At 51.6% G+C, this 17,838-nt stretch carries 13 protein-coding genes and 1 pseudogene; 12 read left to right on the top strand and 2 right to left on the bottom strand.

Features of this window, described 5'->3' with window-relative positions; all coding sequences use genetic code 11:
* Positions 1 to 17: 17 nt before the first annotated feature.
* From HX823_RS16355 to HX823_RS16405, 12 genes and pseudogenes are all read left to right on the top strand, one after another.
* The gene (locus HX823_RS16355) at positions 18 to 239 is read left to right on the top strand and encodes a hypothetical protein (protein WP_016978908.1); all 222 of its coding nucleotides are present in this window, start codon (positions 18 to 20) and stop codon (positions 237 to 239) included.
* Between the two features lie 97 nt (positions 240 to 336).
* Positions 337 to 612, top strand: a complete 276-nt coding sequence (locus HX823_RS31845; RefSeq protein WP_177058543.1) for a hypothetical protein — start codon at positions 337 to 339, stop codon at positions 610 to 612.
* A 214-nt stretch (positions 613 to 826) separates the two neighbouring features.
* The gene (locus HX823_RS16360; protein WP_016978907.1) at positions 827 to 1,090 is read left to right on the top strand and encodes a hypothetical protein; all 264 of its coding nucleotides are present in this window, start codon (positions 827 to 829) and stop codon (positions 1,088 to 1,090) included.
* Between the two features lie 135 nt (positions 1,091 to 1,225).
* Positions 1,226 to 2,107, top strand: coding sequence for a hypothetical protein (locus HX823_RS16365; RefSeq protein ID WP_016978906.1), 882 nt, complete (start codon positions 1,226 to 1,228; stop codon positions 2,105 to 2,107).
* Positions 2,108 to 2,280: 173 nt separating this feature from the next.
* Positions 2,281 to 2,514 (top strand): hypothetical protein, encoded by a 234-nt coding sequence (locus HX823_RS16370; RefSeq protein ID WP_038848925.1) that lies wholly within the window; start codon positions 2,281 to 2,283, stop codon positions 2,512 to 2,514.
* A gap of 8 nt (positions 2,515 to 2,522) precedes the next feature.
* The gene (locus HX823_RS16375; RefSeq protein WP_025999945.1) at positions 2,523 to 3,494 is read left to right on the top strand and encodes a DUF3800 domain-containing protein; all 972 of its coding nucleotides are present in this window, start codon (positions 2,523 to 2,525) and stop codon (positions 3,492 to 3,494) included.
* A gap of 548 nt (positions 3,495 to 4,042) precedes the next feature.
* Positions 4,043 to 5,152, top strand: coding sequence for a hypothetical protein (locus HX823_RS16380; protein WP_016978905.1), 1,110 nt, complete (start codon positions 4,043 to 4,045; stop codon positions 5,150 to 5,152).
* 102 nt (positions 5,153 to 5,254) lie between these two features.
* Positions 5,255 to 11,653 (top strand): ATP-binding protein, encoded by a 6,399-nt coding sequence (locus HX823_RS16385; protein WP_177075510.1) that lies wholly within the window; start codon positions 5,255 to 5,257, stop codon positions 11,651 to 11,653.
* 229 nt (positions 11,654 to 11,882) lie between these two features.
* Positions 11,883 to 12,791 (top strand): annotated as a pseudogene (locus HX823_RS16390) (AAA family ATPase); the annotation flags it as partial.
* Positions 12,792 to 12,851: 60 nt separating this feature from the next.
* A protein-coding gene (locus HX823_RS16395) for an IS3 family transposase (RefSeq protein ID WP_177075512.1) occupies positions 12,852 to 14,002 on the top strand; the annotation gives its coding sequence in 2 pieces (ribosomal slippage) (positions 12,852 to 13,086 and positions 13,086 to 14,002; 1,152 coding nt in all).
* A complete protein-coding gene (locus HX823_RS16400) occupies positions 13,995 to 14,417 on the top strand; it encodes a hypothetical protein (protein ID WP_177075514.1) in 423 nt (140 codons plus the stop codon). Before HX823_RS16395 ends, HX823_RS16400 begins: the two co-directional genes overlap by 8 nt.
* Positions 14,414 to 16,156, top strand: coding sequence for a UvrD-helicase domain-containing protein (locus HX823_RS16405; protein WP_016978902.1), 1,743 nt, complete (start codon positions 14,414 to 14,416; stop codon positions 16,154 to 16,156). The genes HX823_RS16400 and HX823_RS16405 overlap by 4 nt, the downstream gene beginning before the upstream one ends.
* A 229-nt stretch (positions 16,157 to 16,385) precedes the next feature.
* Here the strand turns inward: HX823_RS16405 and HX823_RS16410 are convergent, their stop codons facing one another.
* Complete coding sequence (locus tag HX823_RS16410) at positions 16,386 to 17,027, bottom strand: restriction endonuclease (protein ID WP_200864542.1); 642 nt, start codon at positions 17,025 to 17,027, stop codon at positions 16,386 to 16,388.
* Positions 17,028 to 17,183: 156 nt separating this feature from the next.
* The coding region (locus HX823_RS16415) for a hypothetical protein (protein ID WP_177075516.1) at positions 17,184 to 17,838 on the bottom strand (655 nt) is incomplete at its 5' end.

Consider the following 17,838-nt stretch of genomic DNA (forward strand, 5'->3'; position numbering starts at 1 on the left):
TTAAGGAAAGAAGGGCCATGAGCGTTAACAATAACGAATTTTGCGATCTTTCCCACAAGGAAATTCGCGCTTTGCAGATCCCGGATACGGTCGCGGGCTTCTTGCTCTCGCCGTTCCACCTGAACGAGCGCGATGGTTACATTCTGGTGCCCACAGAGGCATTCAAAGAAATGATTGACCTCATCACTGCGCACGCCCAGCTGATCCACGCCGAGGCGCTGGCTCAGACGTCCAATTAACTCGGAAAACGCCCAGGTACGCCCAAGCCCAGCCATGTGCTGGGCCGAAGCCGTAGGAGAGGGACGCTTTTCGCTCCCCTGGGCCGAGTAGGGAAACATGAAACGAATTTTGGTTGCCGCATTGCTATCGCTTACGAGCTTAACGGCATTTGCTGATGGGGAATCGTTACTGAAAAAGTGCTCACTCGTAAGTGAGCCCCGGCCTGTTGCAAAGACTACAAACGCTGAGTTTATTCTGATAGGTCAATGCCTCGGGATGGTAGAGGGCGTTGGTAATACAATCGCGGTGTTGGGTGAAGCTCTGCCTGAGGCGCGGCTCTGTTTCCCAAAAGCGTACACCACCAAAGATGGTGTTCGTGCAGTTGTTGCCTGAATCAAAAACAATCCCAAAGATTGGTCTGACTCAGATACTGGGATGGTAATGATCGCGCTCGCTACCGAGTATGGATGCGGATGAAGCCATTCGACTATGATCAAACAATTCTTGGAAAATGCTCAACTGCCCCCCAAGCTCGGGCCTAACAAACTGGGGCCGAGGACATAGAAGGACACCAATCTTGGCGTCTAAACAATGAAGGCTAATTAGCATGGACGATATGGACGAGCTTGAGAAAATTGACTTGGCCAAACTGGCCCTACCTGGTCACATCAATGATGCGGTTGTCTATCAGCTGAGGGAAATCAGTCGGGTAGGAACTGTCGGCCAAATCCCATTTGAGGAAGGGAGGGCCGATGGTATTTGTGTTGGTCTGCGTCTGGCCGGCGCACTGGACAATGAGCAGGAACAAGCACTGAAAATGACGCTCACCAAGGCAATCATGCGCAAGCAGCGTGAGCTACGTCCGTCGTAGAGGAAAACGACCAGGTACGCCCCAAGCCCCGGCCGCGAACCGGGGCCGTAGAGATAGGCACGATTCAAGCGTCCAGAATCGTTGCGTTCATTTTGAACGCATCTCCCCGTGTTAAGCCCAGAGAGGAGTAGTTTTATGACGAAGACCATAGACAAGGAGTTTGTGCGGCAACGCGACGACGAACTGATCACGCAGGGCTTGAAACTGCACCAGCGGCCGTTTCACGTGGTGGTGGCCTGGATGAAAGCCAATAGCATTTCCGGCGATGTGTTCGACAAGGCGATGTGGGACCCGCTTATGGCGATCTACCATACGCTCTATCCCGCAGGTGATTTCTCGATGCCAGCGATGCTCAAGGGCAGCGTGGCGCTGCGTGACCAGATGTACCCGGTTCTAATCGCCATCGGATATGGGTCCGTTTCAGTTGACCTCCTCGACTGCATCGAGATACCGCACGATGAGCTGGAGTTTATTTTCCAACAATACCCAGAACAGGGTTGGCGTGCCTTTTATGGCGTCGCCGACCTGTGGGATTTCGCCTATGGGGTTAGTGATCTGGAGCATGGGACTGGGGATGCGCCTCAGCTACTCGCTAACGCGCGCTCGTCCCTCGCGGCGACCGCTCGTATCCTCGCCGGTGACATCGATATCGACGCTGCCGTACAGACGATCTGCTTGACCGCCGAACTGGCGCTCAAAGGGGCACTTGCCGCGCGCGGCTGGACCGAGGCGCAATACCGGAAATTGTCGCACCACCTTGTCAAGCTAGCCGACGCGCTGATCGGCGAGGTTTCGACTGCGCACGACGATCGCCTTCGCGGCGCTATCGCGCATTTCCCTGACTATGTCGGTACCCGATATGCATCGCACGGCATGACCCGGATCGAGCTGATGGTACTTGCGATGCGCGCTCAGTTTGTGGCTGCCGAGACGTTGCGCCGTGTGTCTGATCGCGATCTCGCGTCGAAGCTAGAAGCTGATCCTAACAACTTGCCGCGACCAGTTCTTTGGTGCTGATGAGGTTGCGCGCTGCGCTGTCGTTCAATGAACGTCAGATGATCAGGTCATTCCTGGCCGTTTAAAAAGGTCTTCTACTGACAATCACTGATAGAACGGAAATCGTGCGCAGTATCGCGAAACGGCTTAGGGTGTCATTTCGCCTCCAGCCGGAACCGACCTCAGGTAGACCCATGATTGATGACAGCTCCGAAAAAATAGTGATCGATGCCGGCCTGTTTAGATTTCCCGGGCAGGACTTGATGAAGAACATCAATAAGGCCTACACGCTGTATTACGACGAAACGAACAATATCCGAAGCCTACCCTTGACTGGAACCGGATTCAATCATGAGGTTCTGGATTGCTTTGTACTCGGGGGTGTAGCGCTGGGGCCAGGGGCCAGCCTGCCTGATATTATGCCCTGAGGGCACAATTGAGAATTCAGCCATCAGTCAAAGAGTTGAAGCTAAAGCACCTGGCCCAGGGGGATTACATCACCTGCCTCAGCTCCAACAAGCTGGAGCAGTTCCTCACATGGCTTCTGGAGTCGCAAGCTTACATTCACTTCTCTAACTTCAGCATCTTGAACTGGTCGATAGTCGACCTGATTGACTCGCTGCTAGATCATGATCAATTCGAGACCTACACATCCATTCGGGACGATCTGAAAAACGATCTGCACGCCATAGTGAGGCTAGAGCCACTTGGGTATTTCCGGCTACTAAAGACCTTCGACTACCCGAACGTACCGTCAGCGCGAATACCCGAATTCCTAAAAGCTGTACGCCAGTTTCTCTTCAGTGGCGGCTTCACGTTCAGAAACATGGCAAGAATTGCGCTCTCAGACCTTCTCCAAGAGGCTTCCAGGGTCACTACGCTGTTGTATCTTTGCGGCAACGAGAAGGATGAGCTGGTGAGTGGTTTTGATACAGCCTTCATCCATAGACTTGCCACATTCGTGAGATCGGTTCACGTATTTGACGAAGAACCGCGGGTCCGGGAAAGCCTTGAGCGCAAAGAAATTTCGTGGGGTGGCCAGCCCGTAAGCTACCGGTTCGCAATTTCACACAATGAACCTGCCATACAGATCTCGGACATTCTCTGCGGGCTACTGGGCAAACATTTCAGCTTTATGGAGAAGTGCAGCATTGATCACCTGGAAGAAGCGAGTGCAAAGCTGTCAGTGCAACAGCGCCGCAACGCTGATCTGGTGGCTAAGCTGATCGACAAAGCAGATAAGGAATGCCCTGCCTTCATCTTTAATCAGGCACCTCATGAGAGCAATGCCAAAAGTCTATGGTTCTTGCATGGGGTGCTAGGGGTCGAGTGTTCGAATCACTCCGTCCCGACCATATTTTTCAATGAGTTAGCCCAATCTGAAAAGGTTGGGCTTTTTCATGTCTAAAAAATACTCCCACATTTACTCCCACGGATATCTTGGATCTCGGTAGATATGCCACTTGAGAGGCGTTCGACTCTCGTATCCCCGGGCAGCTCGTATCAGTGCAAGAGCCAGAAGGTGCGAAGACGCTTGTTAAAGGGGTGCCGATTGTAAAGCGGTTGCGGTTGATGCTAAGTCGCGCCGCAAAGCGTGGTAAGCCCAAAGCCTGTAAATACAGTCAAGGTCGTTCTCTCCGAAGAACATTTCAATAGGGCTCTACCTGGGGTTTAAGGGCAGTAGAATCATAAATTTGCCCCCAAATATGCCCCCTGTCGCAGGTGATGGATGGGAAATCGCTATTAGGGAGTTATCGCCATTTTGTCGGCCATCCACAGTCATCCAGCGCTCGGTGTCGGGACGTTAACATTTTACCATGGCCGTCTGGTGCAAGGTTTTGATCTACTGGCGTCATCACACGTCTCGTGCTGCTGGCGATGGTGGTTGAGTCGGGATCGTGGCTCCATCGCGCGTTTCAGAATACGATATGGCCAGAGCCTTACAGGGAAGAGCGAATGGGCAGCACTATACAGCAGCATTTGGACGCTCCAGAGGTCTCACTCGATCAGCACGTGGATAGTCGTCGAGCCGAACTCGCACTCGCTTTAGAGTCACGCCAAGCTATTTACCTAGATATTAAGTTTTGGATTTTACTTAGGAACGTCGTAGCAGAGCAGGGCAGCACAGAGCGGCAGCGCGAGCTGTTGACGATTCTGAAGGAGCGGGTCGCTAGCGGTTTGGCGTTCTGTCCCATCAGCGAGAGCACGTTTGCCGAGCTACTCAAGCAAAGCGATCATCGCACAAGGGGGGCTACGGCAGAGTTGATTGACGAGCTGAGTCTAGGCGTTGCGCTGATCCCGTTTGACACGCGTTCATCTATGGAGCTTGAGCGCTTTATCTCATCGACAAGCATGACAGGGAACTCTCCGCCCTTGGGAGGGATGGTATGGTCCAAGCTGAGCTATGTGCTGGGAATTGTTCATCCAGCAAACACCGGTTTCGATGCAAATACTGAGCTGGCGGTTCAAAAGGCATTCTTCGATCATATGTGGGATATTCCATTATCCCAAATGGTGGAAGTTCTTGGTGATGGCATGCCACTTGGACCTGAATACCGAGATCTCGCTGACACCTTAAATGCAGCTAGTGCACACCATGCCCGGGACCTTCGTAGTTTTCAACAAACTTACCAGATTGAGCTGCGAGGAGCCCTTGACTTGTTCGCGCCAGTAGCCGCTGACATAGCTCGAAAAATTGCTGAACGGGCCATGAGCCAATCAATGCCGAGAGAGGGATCTGAGTGGGATGGTCTTGTTCGACAGTGGTACGCACTGCTGATCGCAGCCTTCAAGAAGGATGAAGTCAAAGACGCCCTTAGGACGATCCACATCAACACTTGCCTTCACGCGGCCGTGCGATGGAATAAAACGCAGCAACTGGAAGCAAATGACTTCTACGATTTTCATCATGCGGCTGCGGCCCTTGGATACTGCGATGTGTTCCTCACTGAGCGAGGCCTGAAGTCGATGGTCACAGCCAAGCACATTGCTCTTGATGCTCGATACGCTTGTAAGGTCGTAGCGAGTGTTGATGAGGCGATTACGGTGCTTCGTAGTCAGGTTTGATTGTCTGAATCAAGCATATCGTCATTCCGCATCGTGCGCTCCTTGATGAAGGGATACTAAGTTACAAGGCGCTGATGCGCTTAAGTGGATCGGAGAGTAACCATGGCAGGAGCTGAGGCGCAGGCCGGCTTTTATTACCAGAATTTGGTCGCAGCACTGCAGCTGCTTGAGTTGATCGACATTGGCTCCAGGGTACGCAGTGTCACCTTAGAAAACCCCGCTCGCGCGAAACACATCGATGACCTCATCATCGACACAGATTCGGGGGCCCGATTCGTTCAGGTTAAGTGGTCAGAAGATCAAAGTACCTCATTCACCTTGGCTAGCTTGGTCGCGGAGGATGAGGGCGGCTCACTTTGGGAAAAGCTGGCACGCGGATATCAGCAGATTCACTCTGAGCAAGGGGAGAAAGTCGTAGAGCTCTTATCTACGCGAAGGGCTGGTATTAACAAACAGCCTGCGCAGGGCTTTGTTCAAAGCCTGCAACAGTTCATTACTGAGTTTCATGAGCCCTATATATCGAGTGCTCCGGGCATGTCGATAGAGTCTGTTCCAGCATATCAATATTACGAACAGACTATTGAAAAGCTCAAACTAGCGTCAGGCATCTCCGACGCTGAAATATTCGCAGCGTTCTTGAGGTCTTTGCGATTCAAACTCTCGCAAGATGACCGCGATACAGTTTCGGCTCGTGTTAGGACTCGTTTGAGTCAGCTCGGTATCGAGCAACAACAGTTCGGCGTTTTGCTAGATGAATGTGTCAAATGGTCTATTGGAAGCGCGAGGATAACGGCAGACCTTGTTTTGGAGAAGTTGGGTCTGTCGGATCGCTTTGCAGAGCGCTTGAGCCATCGGTTCCCTGTCGATGAGGAATTATGGGTGCCAACCCCAGAACTTTTCATGGCTCTGGACAGGGCGCTAGAAAGTCTCTCCTCTGGTTTCATTGTCGTGGTTGGTGAACCAGGGGCTGGAAAGTCAACGGCGTTGACGAAATTTCTCCGTGCAAATTCGAGCATAAGGTTTGGATACTATTGTTTTATCCCGGACGAGCGGGCCGTGGGAAATGAACGATTGCAGGAAGATGCCTTTGTTCGTTCTGTATGCTCTGGTCTGAAGGATGCATATCCTGACTTTAAGTTCCCCAAAGCCTATGCGCCAGCATCGGTCGAACTGTTGAACGATTGGTTGCAGGAGCTTTCTAAAAGCAACGAGCGAGTTGTGTTTCTGATTGATGGGGTTGACCATGTCGATCGAAAAACTCGCGAGTCCCTACTATCCAAGCCCTTAACAAGTGTTTTGGATGGGCATCTTCCAGATAACGTATTGATCATAGTTACAACAAGATACGAGCAGGCGCTACCTTCTGCCATTGTTAGTCACCTTAGGCGGGAGTCCGTTAGACGAATAGTTGTCAAGCGGTTTGATCGTCTGCAAGTGTCTGAATTTATGCTGCATAGAGGCGTCTCGCATGACAGTGAGTTGCTAGAGCAAATCTTTGTTGTTTCGGCTGGCGTGCCAATCTACTTGGAATATTTGGCAAAAATACTATTCGATATGAATATCGCGGAGCGCCGAAAGTATCTGCGACAAGCGCCCACGCTGCGGAACGACAGGATTGATCACTTTCATGATCACATGTGGCAAGAATGGTCTGCGGACTTAGACACGGTTTATTTGATTGCCATATTGGTCGTTCGGCAAGAATACACCACACCAGAAACGCTAAGAAAATTGCTCGGAAGCGTTAATCATCCACTTTCTCTCGCGGTGGTAAAACAGAAGTTACAGGCAATCAGCTACGTATTGAAGGTGTCAGAAGCAAAAGGGTTTGCGATCAATCACGCTAGCCTTGCCGAGTTCGTAAGCGAGCGTACTGCCGATTATAGATCTGAGATCACACGTGCAATTCTGGATTGGTATGAAGCGGAGCCTACAACTGATGAATCTTGGCGTCATAGATTTCGGCATTTATTAGATGAGGGGCTTCACGAAGAGGCGCTTAATGCCTGCGATGACGATTGGGTGAATCGGGCTTGGAGTTGTTACAGACCAATGAGTGAAATCCAGCGGAATCTGGATCTGATTTGGCGAGCAAGTATTCAATCTAACGATCTCGTTTCCTTCATACGCATCGGTTTCTTAAGGCAACAGGCAGGGTTGATTGAGCAGAATGTGGAACTCAAGCCTGTCGAAATGGCGATGACTCTTATGGACATCGGGCTGTCGGATGGCGCGTTGAGTGCGGTTTGGGACGGCGAGTTTTGCATGGTCTCCCCCGCTGATTTTGCGCTATTTGCTGAGCATTATGCATGCCGGATCGGCCGTACGCTCCCTACAGCTATCGTTCGCGAGTCACTTGCCACCCGCGGCAATTCTGGTTACCCAGGAACCGCTGCTATATATCGTGTGGCTAGTTTAGTTATGGAACCTGCGGCGCTGTTAGGAGAGATCGCTCAATTGCGTTGGCAGTCAAAGCGCCAAGGAAGTCACGCGATTGCGGCTGCGGAGGCTATAGAGAATGGCAAACTCAATCTTGAGTTGCAATTAAAGGTACTGCAGAGCCTTGTTGATCGCGTCTCAATCGACAAGCTAATTGCTATCTCTAGCCAGAAGCTGCCAGATTGTATCCTAGGCGCTGCATGCCAAGCAGCATTGGCGGTGGCATATTCAAAGTCTGGCTCTATCCCCGACGCCATCGTTGTTGCGGAGGGCATAAAACTAGAGTGCCTACCCCATGAGTTTCTAACGTGGGTGCAAGTTCAGTTTGCGCGTTACCTTATTCCTTTTGTCGGTGTAGAAAGCATTTCCATCCCCACAGTGCCGAACACACTGGCTAAGAATCACCATTTTAATCCAGATCTGATTGGGATGTTCGAAGCGTTCCGAAGCTTCATGCTCAATCGAGTCGATGGTGCAGCCGCACTTCGTGCGAGTTGCGTCCACTTGAGGGCGCCTATTGGTGACATCGTTACTTCGCTGATTTCATTGGCTGAGTTTTGGGTGAAATCAGCCTCAGGGAAAGCAGTGGGTGATGGCCTTGTATCACTTAAGGCAATTTGCGATCGGCTTGCGATTCATCCGGAAACTTTCCAGAGTGATTCAGACACCCACTACCATGGTCACTTATATGCTGGTTCTGCCCACGAGCTGTATCAGCATGTATGGGATTGTGCCGCCGAGTTCTTAGACAAAGAAGACCAAACTGCTCTGGGCTCTTACTGGCTTGAGGTTAATGGTGGTGAACGATGCAGGCGTTTTCCATCCGCTACCCGCAAATTGGCCGAGTCCCTGATTGGTAACCGTGCAGCAGTCGCTGCCCAGATTCAGCGCAGGCTCTTGGATAGTGTTGAAGCAGCAGCACGTGCAGAAGAGGAGACGATGACGCTCGTGCCAGCTCTTCTTGACGTTGCGCGTACTTGGGGTGCCTGCGGATTCAGGGAGGAAGCCGTCCGTCTTTGGAACGATGTCGCAACCGTTGCATGCGGTGTTCACAACCGCAAGGACTATCAGTTCAGTGAAATACTCATCCCCCTGAAGCTTGCTCACGATAAAGACCCTGAAGGCAGTCGACATCGTCTAGCGGAACAGCTCGAACTTGCCCACCATTTAGAGGACACGGGGGCCGGGAAACAGGTGGCGATTGCTATCGAAGGTCTGTTGGGCCTTGTTGCGCAATGGTGGCCAGCTGAAGTCTTTCGGGGGGTGGTAGCCGAGGAGCGACAAATATTTCGTGAGCGTGCACTAGGTGGTGTGTTGTCGGAACTTAACGCCGTGTCGTCATTCGATAAACGGATATTGCTGGCAGTCCTGAAAACGATGTCTCGCTGGCAGAACTATGGGCACTTCGATGATGAGACGCTGCCCGCAATGCGGGGTTTCTTTGCGGCATTACTCAAACAACGCAGTTATGACGTAGCAGATGAGACCTATGAGTTCGCACGTCAAATGTTTTTGGTCGAGAAAAATCGGCCTCGGCTGTTAAGCGAATGGGCCGTGATGCGAAACGCTATTGAACCTGCCAACGAGGATGCGCAGCGTGACGAGGTGATGTATTGGGAGCCTGAGGAACCGTCGGAGGAGCAGTCAGAAACAAACTATTCCGACGATTTCAGAACGCAAGTTAAAGCAACATTGGAGAGACTTGACCCGGGCGACACCGCAGCATTCCGAGTGAAACTGGAGGAATTTGCTCATCAAGAGCTGAGGGAGAGGACAGCGACCAGGTTGTCTCAGGAGCGTGATGATTGGCGCCGAGCGCTGCTCGCCACGTCTTCGCTGAAATCAGTTCCCCCCGACCTTGATCAGGAATTTGAGGTATTCCTCGAATCATTCGAGCAGCAGATTCTTGGTCTATATGGAAGGGACGATGCACATTTGCGCGAGGCTGCCGAAGAAGTCGTTCGTGAGACTGTTGACGGGTTTTCGCTATTCGTTGGAGTACCACAACTGAGTTTCGCGCGATTTAAGGAGGCTTTCGATCTTGATGCCTGGCTTGACAAATTGCTTCGCCCAGTCGGCATTGGCTACCGTGTTGAAGGCGAGCTTCGTGCGTTGCTGCCAGACAGAATTCAGGGGGCTTCGTTTACTCAACTGCCCAGTTGGTTGGCGCTCGCTCGAGAAAAATTGACATCTGACGCACGCGCGCTGGCCTTGGTTGAGGTCGCGAAACGCTATCGTCTGGCGAACCCGGAGGAAGCATTTGAGTTACTTGAAGAGGCACGGGACTCCATCGCGGATTTCTTTTTCGAGCACTTGGATCTGTGCCGTGAAATATGTGAGTTGTCACTTGAAATTGATGCAAGTAGGGGCTGCCGCTTCATGCTCGACAGCTTCAGACATCAGTACAACAAGTACCCCACGTCACTGGTGTACAGGCTTGGAGGGCTCATTGATAGCTTGAATTCGGCAATGGCCTTGGACGGCGTTGCACTGTATGACACTTGGGCTCTTCACAATCGGCGCCTCACGGCCGGTCTGATATCAAAGCCTATAGAACATCACTGGATATCTGCCGAGGACGGGTTCGGTTTCGAGGGAGAGGCTGTCGGCTATTTGTTGGCGCTTCTAAAGTACCCTGAGATTGATGTTCGGCTACTGGCCGTGGAAGCCTTGGTGGAGCTGTGTGGCAAGAGACCCGATCTGATTGAATTCATGCGTAGTTACTGGCACATCCTGACCGACGGGCAGCGAGAGTACGTGATTTCGATGCTCGACTCGTTGGGTCGGTTGCACCCAGAGCTGGTGGAGCAATGGGCGTCGTGGTTATATGACGCAGCTTCTGGCGAGGCGCATTACAACATCCGCGCTTCGCTGGCTTTGGCGCTTAGTGGAGATAAGCGTCAGACAAGCCCAGCTCACCCCTTGGCTGAAAAGGCGCATGCGTTGCTTTTGCACCCTAGTATTCCAGAGGTGCTGAGTCCGCAACTTGTTGGTGGCGCCCTTTTTCCAGTTCCTTGGACCCAATACCAAGGTTGGGTGATCAATACTCTTTCGAAAGGCTTCGCCCACCCGAAGTTGATGCGCTCGGAGGCGTTGCGAATTCTCCATGAGACGTATCCCGACGCCCACGAAGGGTTGGAGCAGGAATCTGCGGTACATCGAGCGCATAACATCAATACCAACTTTGATGAGTTGGAGATTGCGGCGACGTTTGACGAGGCATGCCGATCATCGGTAAATCGCGCTGTTTCTCGCCTCATGGATGCGCGTGAGATCAATCCTACTTACCTCTCAGAAGCAGCAGAGGTATTGAGGTTGCGGGACCCTACCGATAGCTTGGTCAAGCCTGTCTCCCGTCCCGAGAAAGTAGACTGGCTGAGTGTCGCGGCATGTGATGCAGATTTCATGGAATTCGCTGACCTTGATGCTTGCGTAGAGGCCGCCCTTAGCGTTGAGGACGGCTTCGCCCGGTTGTTTGAGTACACTGAGCAGCGCAGCGGCGGCGAGATAGGCAGTCAATGCCAAAGGGCATGTGTTGTCCGAGTCGAAATGTTCGGTTCCCTCGCGACTGGGATGGAGCTTCCTAGCGCCACATTGTCTGCGTTATACGCGGACTCACGGATTCGCAATCGCAACTTGTACCGATTTGAGTTGCCTTGGCGTGAAGGGGGCGTTACGGAGCCGATCGTGCCGCTAGTGTCCTCTTCGTTGCGCGTTTTTCGAGGTAGGCATACTCGTGAGCTTGCGGCACTTTCTGGTGTCTGGAGGACGTGTTTCCCAGATGTTGAAGAGTGTGCCGACTATCTTGGTACGCGACTTAGGGGAGCCATGTTTAGCCGTGGAGTCGAGTGGCAGGAGGCCTTTGATCAAGGACGCCGATTGCACGAGCCTAAATCATCGGGTTTTCTTCTCGAAGTTGATGCTAATGCTCTGAAGAAGCTTGCGTTGGCAATGAATCTTCGGTTGTTTGCTCGGGTAGAGGTTGAGAGAACAACAGACAAGTACAAGCGAGAGGCAGAGATGCAGTGGGAACGCCGTGTTGGCGTGGTTGGCTTGTTCTAGGCGGTGTCCCAGGACTTTTATGCATCAGGGAAGGGCTGCACTTCGCGCTATTTACTGGGTAACTGACACGGTTGATAGATCGCAAATTGACTTCGCTGCCCAGCTCCTACGCTCATAAGTAAACATCAAACAGGTATGTGCGTACTGCCATCATGCAGAGAATGTCCGCCTCAGCCCGTGAGTGGGTGAGGCAGGAGAATCTCCTCGACTATTACAGGAAAGGACTCGAATGTATCTCCGCGCCTTGGAAATTGATGGTTTTAAATGTTTCAACACAGGCTTCACCATTGAGTTGCATGATGGCCTCAACGTCCTGGTAGGGGAGAATGGGGCTGGTAAAACGGGGATCATCAGTGCAATTCGGCAGTTGTTCAATGACTCCGAGTCGGGAAAGCGAAACATCCATGAGCGAGACTTCTACCGCGGCTTCGAGCCAGGGGCATTAGCTACCGAGGCTATTCGTATTGAGGCCACGTTCAGCGGGCTGGACCAAGATGAGAGCACAGCCTTTATCGATTGGTGCGGCCAGGAGCCTGAGGCCAAACTTACCTTCACTGCAACGAACCGGGAGTCGCGCGGCCGATATCGATACTCCATCTGGGGTGGGCATCAGCGGATCAAGCCTGTAGAGGTCGAAATCCTCGATCTGATCCACTGCGTCTATCTCCCGCCGTTGCGTGACGCCGAAGTCAAACTTCGCGAAGGTCGCCAGTCACGGCTTGCCCGGTTGATGAAGGCGCTTTGCCGCAAGGAGATCGACGAGTGCCGCAAGGCAGGAGTGGCTCATCCGCTCGAGCAGCGGGTTGGAGAATTCAATCAAGAGTTGGCCGAGAGCGATGACTACGCCATCAAGCAGGCCAACCAGCGGATTGGAGACAACCTCAAGGAAGCCTTGGGCATGAATCTCTCTCAGGGCACGCTCATCCAGTTTTCGGAGGTCAATTTCTCGAAAATTGTTGAGGGTCTCAGACTGCTGTATTACCCAGACCTTAATGGCGCCGATGCTACTCAATTCAGGTCACTCGAAGAGAACAGCCTCGGGTACAACAACTTGCTGTACATCGCATCGATTCTGGCGGAGCTGATCCTAGAGGTAGATGAGGACCGAGGTGAAGAGACGTTCCTGCGCCTACTACTGAATCGCCCCGGGTTTCGTAGACACCTCTTTGCCTTAAACTGAGGTCAATTAGGAGGTGCCATGAGCAACCCGCGTTACCCCGAAGAATTCAAAATCCAAGCGGTCAATCAAGTGACCGAAAAGAAGCTGCCTGTCGCTGATGTGGCGGCGCGTCTTGGCGTGTCGTCGCATAGCCTCTATGCCTGGATAAAGCGCTACAGCAAACCTCAAGGAGAAAGGAAGCAAGACGATGATCAGCACGCTGAACTGCGTCGTCTGCGAGCCGAACTCAAGCGGGTCACCGAAGAGCGAGACATCTTAAAAAAGGCCGCCGCGTACTTTGCCAAGGAGTGCGGTTGAAGTACGCCTTTATAAAGCAGCGAGCGGGCGACTATTCCATTCGACGGCTTTGCCTGACGCTGAAAGTCCATCCCAGCGGTTATTACGCCTGGCTGTCTGAGCCGCAATCTGTACGCGCCAAAGACGACCAGCGACTGCTGGGGTTGATCAAGCATTCCTGGCTGGAGAGCGGCGGCGTTTATGGCTATCGCAAAGTCCATGACGATCTGCGCGAAGTCGGTGAGGATTGTGGTCGCCATCGTGTGGCGAGGCTGATGCGTCTTGAAGGGCTGCGCTCTCAGACAGGGTATCGACGTCGCCCTGGAAAGTACGGCGGTAAGCCAGCGGTCGCCTCACCCAATTTACTGAAGCGCCAGTTTGATGTCGTAGAACCCAACAAAGTTTGGGTCACCGACATCACTTACATTCGTACGTATGAAGGCTGGCTGTATTTGGCAGTGGTGCTGGATCTGTTTTCTCGTCAGGTCGTTGGCTGGTCAATGAAGTCGCAGATGACCAGTGATTTGGCCATTGATGCGTTATTGATGGCGGTTTGGAGGCGTAAACCGAAGCAAGAGGTGATGGTTCATTCCGACCAAGGCAGCCAGTACAGCAGCTCCGATTGGCGCAGCTTTTTGAAGGCGAACAATTTGGTTGCCAGCATGAGTCGCCGAGGCAATTGTCATGACAACGCCGTGGCTGAGAGCTTTTTCCAGCTTCTAAAGCGGGAACGGATCAAGCGGAAAATCTATTCCACGCGCGAAGATGCTCGTAGTGATGTGTTCGATTACATCGAGATGTTCTACAACGCAAAACGCCGGCATGGTTTCAACAATCAGCTGTCACCGGTAGAGTTTGAAAAACGTTACGCAGTGAGCTTGCAAGGTGTCTAGAGAATCCGGGGCGATTCACCATGCCCTCAAGCTTATTCCGATCATTGCAAAATCCGAGTACGGAAGACTTTACGCCGGTAAGTACAAGACCTTCGAGTATGACATCGCCCTCGAGAGCAACAACCTGAGCAGGATGTTTGCAGTCGCCGCGAATCATTGGCCCACTCAAGGCACTGTCAAAAAGGGACTGGACGAGGCATCGGAATTGAATTTTGGCGACATGCCGAACGCTCAAAAGGCAGAGTACGCTGGGCAACTGCTGGATCGCATCGACTCTGATGACATGGGTAAAGGCCTCTATGCTCAAGTCCTGGCAGATGCCTTAGCGGAAAACTTGGAGGATTTCGTGGTGCCCGAATACATTCGTGCAGCCATCCTCTGGGCTTGTGAGGCACAGCCAGAGGGCGCCGAATGACGTTCCCCACCGATGAGCAGCGGGCTTATATAGGCGCTTCGCTGGAAGAGAATATCTACCTAAAGGCTTGTCCGGGAAGCGGCAAAACTGAAGTCCTTGCCGCCATGGTGTGCAAGTCGATTCAGAAATGGCGGCGGTTTCCATCCGGAATCGCTGTGTTGACCTTTTCCAATAGCGCGACTGATGAGTTGAAACTTCGGCTCACCGAACATTTGGGAGAGCCACTGGCACATCCCCATTGCGTCTCTACGTTCGACAGCTTCCTTCTCACCCATATCGTGGCAAAAATAGCGAGTCAGATAACAGGTTATCCGGGGAGGGATGGTGACTATCGCATCCGGCTCATCGATAAGACAGCCAACATTTTTCGCACGAAGACCAAGATATGTGGGAGGACGATTTCAGCGTGCAAATATGACTACGACCTGGACAGTAAGCGCTTCGTGTTCGCTACAGGAGAGCTGACGGATGTCCAGCTCAATGCTGCGGAGCTGAGTGCTGAGACCAAGCAGGATCTGGTCGATACCAAAAAGCGGTTTTGGAAGGGCGGGTTCGCAACCTACCGGGACATCGACATGATTGCCCTCATGGCTTTGAGAGGCACTCAGTTCGAAGAATATCTCGCCAAAGTCGTTCGCCGGTTCCCTATTACGGTCGTTGACGAGTGCCAGGACCTGTCCGCGGAGCAGTTGGACATTGTCAGGCAATTAGCTAGGCGAGGAATGAAGTTTCATTTTGTGGGTGACTTGAATCAGTCTATATACGGGTTCAGAAAATCAAATCCAGAGCGCGTACGGAAACTGCTGGATGATCTGCAATTCACTGAGTACGAACTAACTGCCAATTGGCGAAGCGGCCAGGCGATTGTCGATCTTTGCAGTGATCTGCTGAATGTCGCAAAAAGTGCTGGCAACCCAAACATCGAGCCATTGAAGCCGAAGCTGATTCAGTATCAGCAGTGCCCATCGGAGCTAACTCCCCTGATCATCGCCCTTGCTCAAGGCTATCAAGATGTGGTGATCGTTGCTCGGGGGCACAGCACACTCCAACGTTTCTCACGCGGTGGAAAGTTCAGTGTGTTGGAAGACTTGGCTTTGTCCTGTGTATCGATCGAGAGCCAAAACCTAGAGGAGGTGAGGCGCGCACTGAAGTCTTTCGCAGGATGGTTGGCTTTCAAGCTGAATCTCGAAGTCACTCCCGCGAGCCTCTATTGTCCGATTGAGATAGAGTCCAAGCTTGCGTGGCGCCGATTTGTTTTCAATTGCCTCAAATACCTGAGTGTTTGTGGGGCATCAGATATTGGTCTGACTTGGAAGCAATGGGCAGCACTCGCGAAACGTGCAATTCGGCAGATCCCTGACCAACCTTTCGCGTTGGAAGCTATCGCTGCAAAGCTTACAGGCCTTAAGGAGGTAAGCTTAGTCGCACCAGCGGGTTTGGGGTCCCAAGCGCTATCCGCTCGACTATCCATGGCGCATCAGCAACCGGCATCGACACGCCGCTACGCCACGATCCATCAGGTGAAGGGTGAGACTCATGATGTGACTGTTGTTGTCTCGTCGCTCAAATCGGGTTCCCAATCGCATTGGAAGGATTGGCTTAAAGATCCGCTTTCAGAAGCCGCGCGTTTTGCCTACGTCGCTAGCTCCAGGCCTCGTCACCTATTGATTTGGGGCGTGAAGGTGCTGAAACCCAACGAGAAACAGCGAATGGTTGAGCTCGGGTTTGATATCTGTTGAAAGGTATCTGTTTTCGAGTGATAACTAGAAAATGGAGTGTGCACGAAGCCGGCCGAATTCTCAGATGGTCATACTGTTATCGGTGAGTGACTTCATCGTAAAAATTACGGGCGCGCCTACGTTTCCAGCGCAATGGATGGCATAGAGTAAAGGCGGGGGCGAGGTTCCTCCGCCGAAATTTTTTAATGGTCGTTAATCCATTTCATAATTTCATCAAAATCTGCAAGTGTCATGTCCCAACTGCTGGAAATTTCATTGTTAACAAAATCTCTAGCGTCTTTCGTAAAAAAGAGGTTGTTGCTATGACTGTTTTATTTGGTCCTTCTTTCATGTTTTTCACGCCATGTAGCGCTCTCACAACTTCTACACCGACTTTGTTGTCTTCCGCATAGCGTTTGCATTCAATAAAGTATTTGTTTTTGATTCCAAGTTGGTCGGTGGATATCGCAATAATGTCTTTTCCGCCATCTCGAGTTCTTTTGGTAAGCTCAACTTCAAAACCTTTTTTTCGAAATATTTCCGCGATCAACTCTTCGAATTCACGAGGTGATATTTCTCTTATTAGCTTTGGGTTGCTTTTAAGTGTCGTGATCAGTTCGGGGATCGATTGCCAAAGCAAGTCGAGGTCATCGGCTTGGTAGAACTCTTGTAAGTACTCAATTCTTGGTTCGTTTAAAGTGTTCGCGCCAGTTGAGTTGTCAATGATGAAATTTAGGATTTCTGACGGGTATTCTGATGCTTCAAAGTTTAATGAGATATTGTTTCCACATTTGGCACAGGATAGTTCGCAGATAAGCTCGTAGATGCTTTCGGCTCCCATTGATCTTTCGGAGCCGCCTGTGCACTCAATGCTGAAGTCATCAATAGGCATGGTGTTTTTGATTTTGCACTTATGACATTCGTACTCAATATCACCGCAAAAATTCCACATTTTTAAATATTTCCTTGGGTAACTCTAATGTTACGTTTTTTTCAAAATGCTCAAAGTGAGCGTACACGACATTAACCGGGATGGAGAAATACATTGTTAATCGGATTTGCCATGTCGTAAATTGACGCGGCGATCGAGCGCATTGGTAGGCTTGAGTCGATCCAGTTGATTAGTATGTTCAAACGTACCGGGAGACGGTGCGGCCTGTTTATTTACAGGGTTCGGCACTGGTACTTGGGTTGGTGTAAGCGGGAGCGCTGAATTAGACGCTGTTGACGCTTGAACGAAAAGCACGTTTCCTATGACGAAACCGGTAATCAGAAGTAAGACGATGAGCAACCACACCCTGACATAATGTGTCGACTGACTCCTCAAGTAATCCCGGTTGCTGATCCGAACAGGGTTCAAAGCATTGTCAACCTCGGCCAGTTGAAGTACTCCATGGTAGTTTCGTTTTAGCAACTCTTCGATTGAGTCGAACGCCCTGTCAAACTGGCTGAGCGAACTGGAACGCGCACTAAAAACCCAAATGCTCATTAATAGGCACAAGATAACCACGACCCAAATGTAGGTCGAGGAGAATATCGCGCTGGTACTGGTGTCTTTGAGACCGTTGACTACCACGACGGTTAGCACAAATGTTAATAATACAAATATACCATTTCTAAGCGAGTCGACACACGAATCAACGAGGTCATGGGTTTCTTCAATTGCATCGCCGAGGATGTCGATGATCTTGCCCTTTCCTTCC

The sequence above is a fragment of the Pseudomonas sp. P7759 genome (assembly GCF_013386445.1).
GTDB lineage: Bacteria > Pseudomonadota > Gammaproteobacteria > Pseudomonadales > Pseudomonadaceae > Aquipseudomonas > Aquipseudomonas azotoformans_A.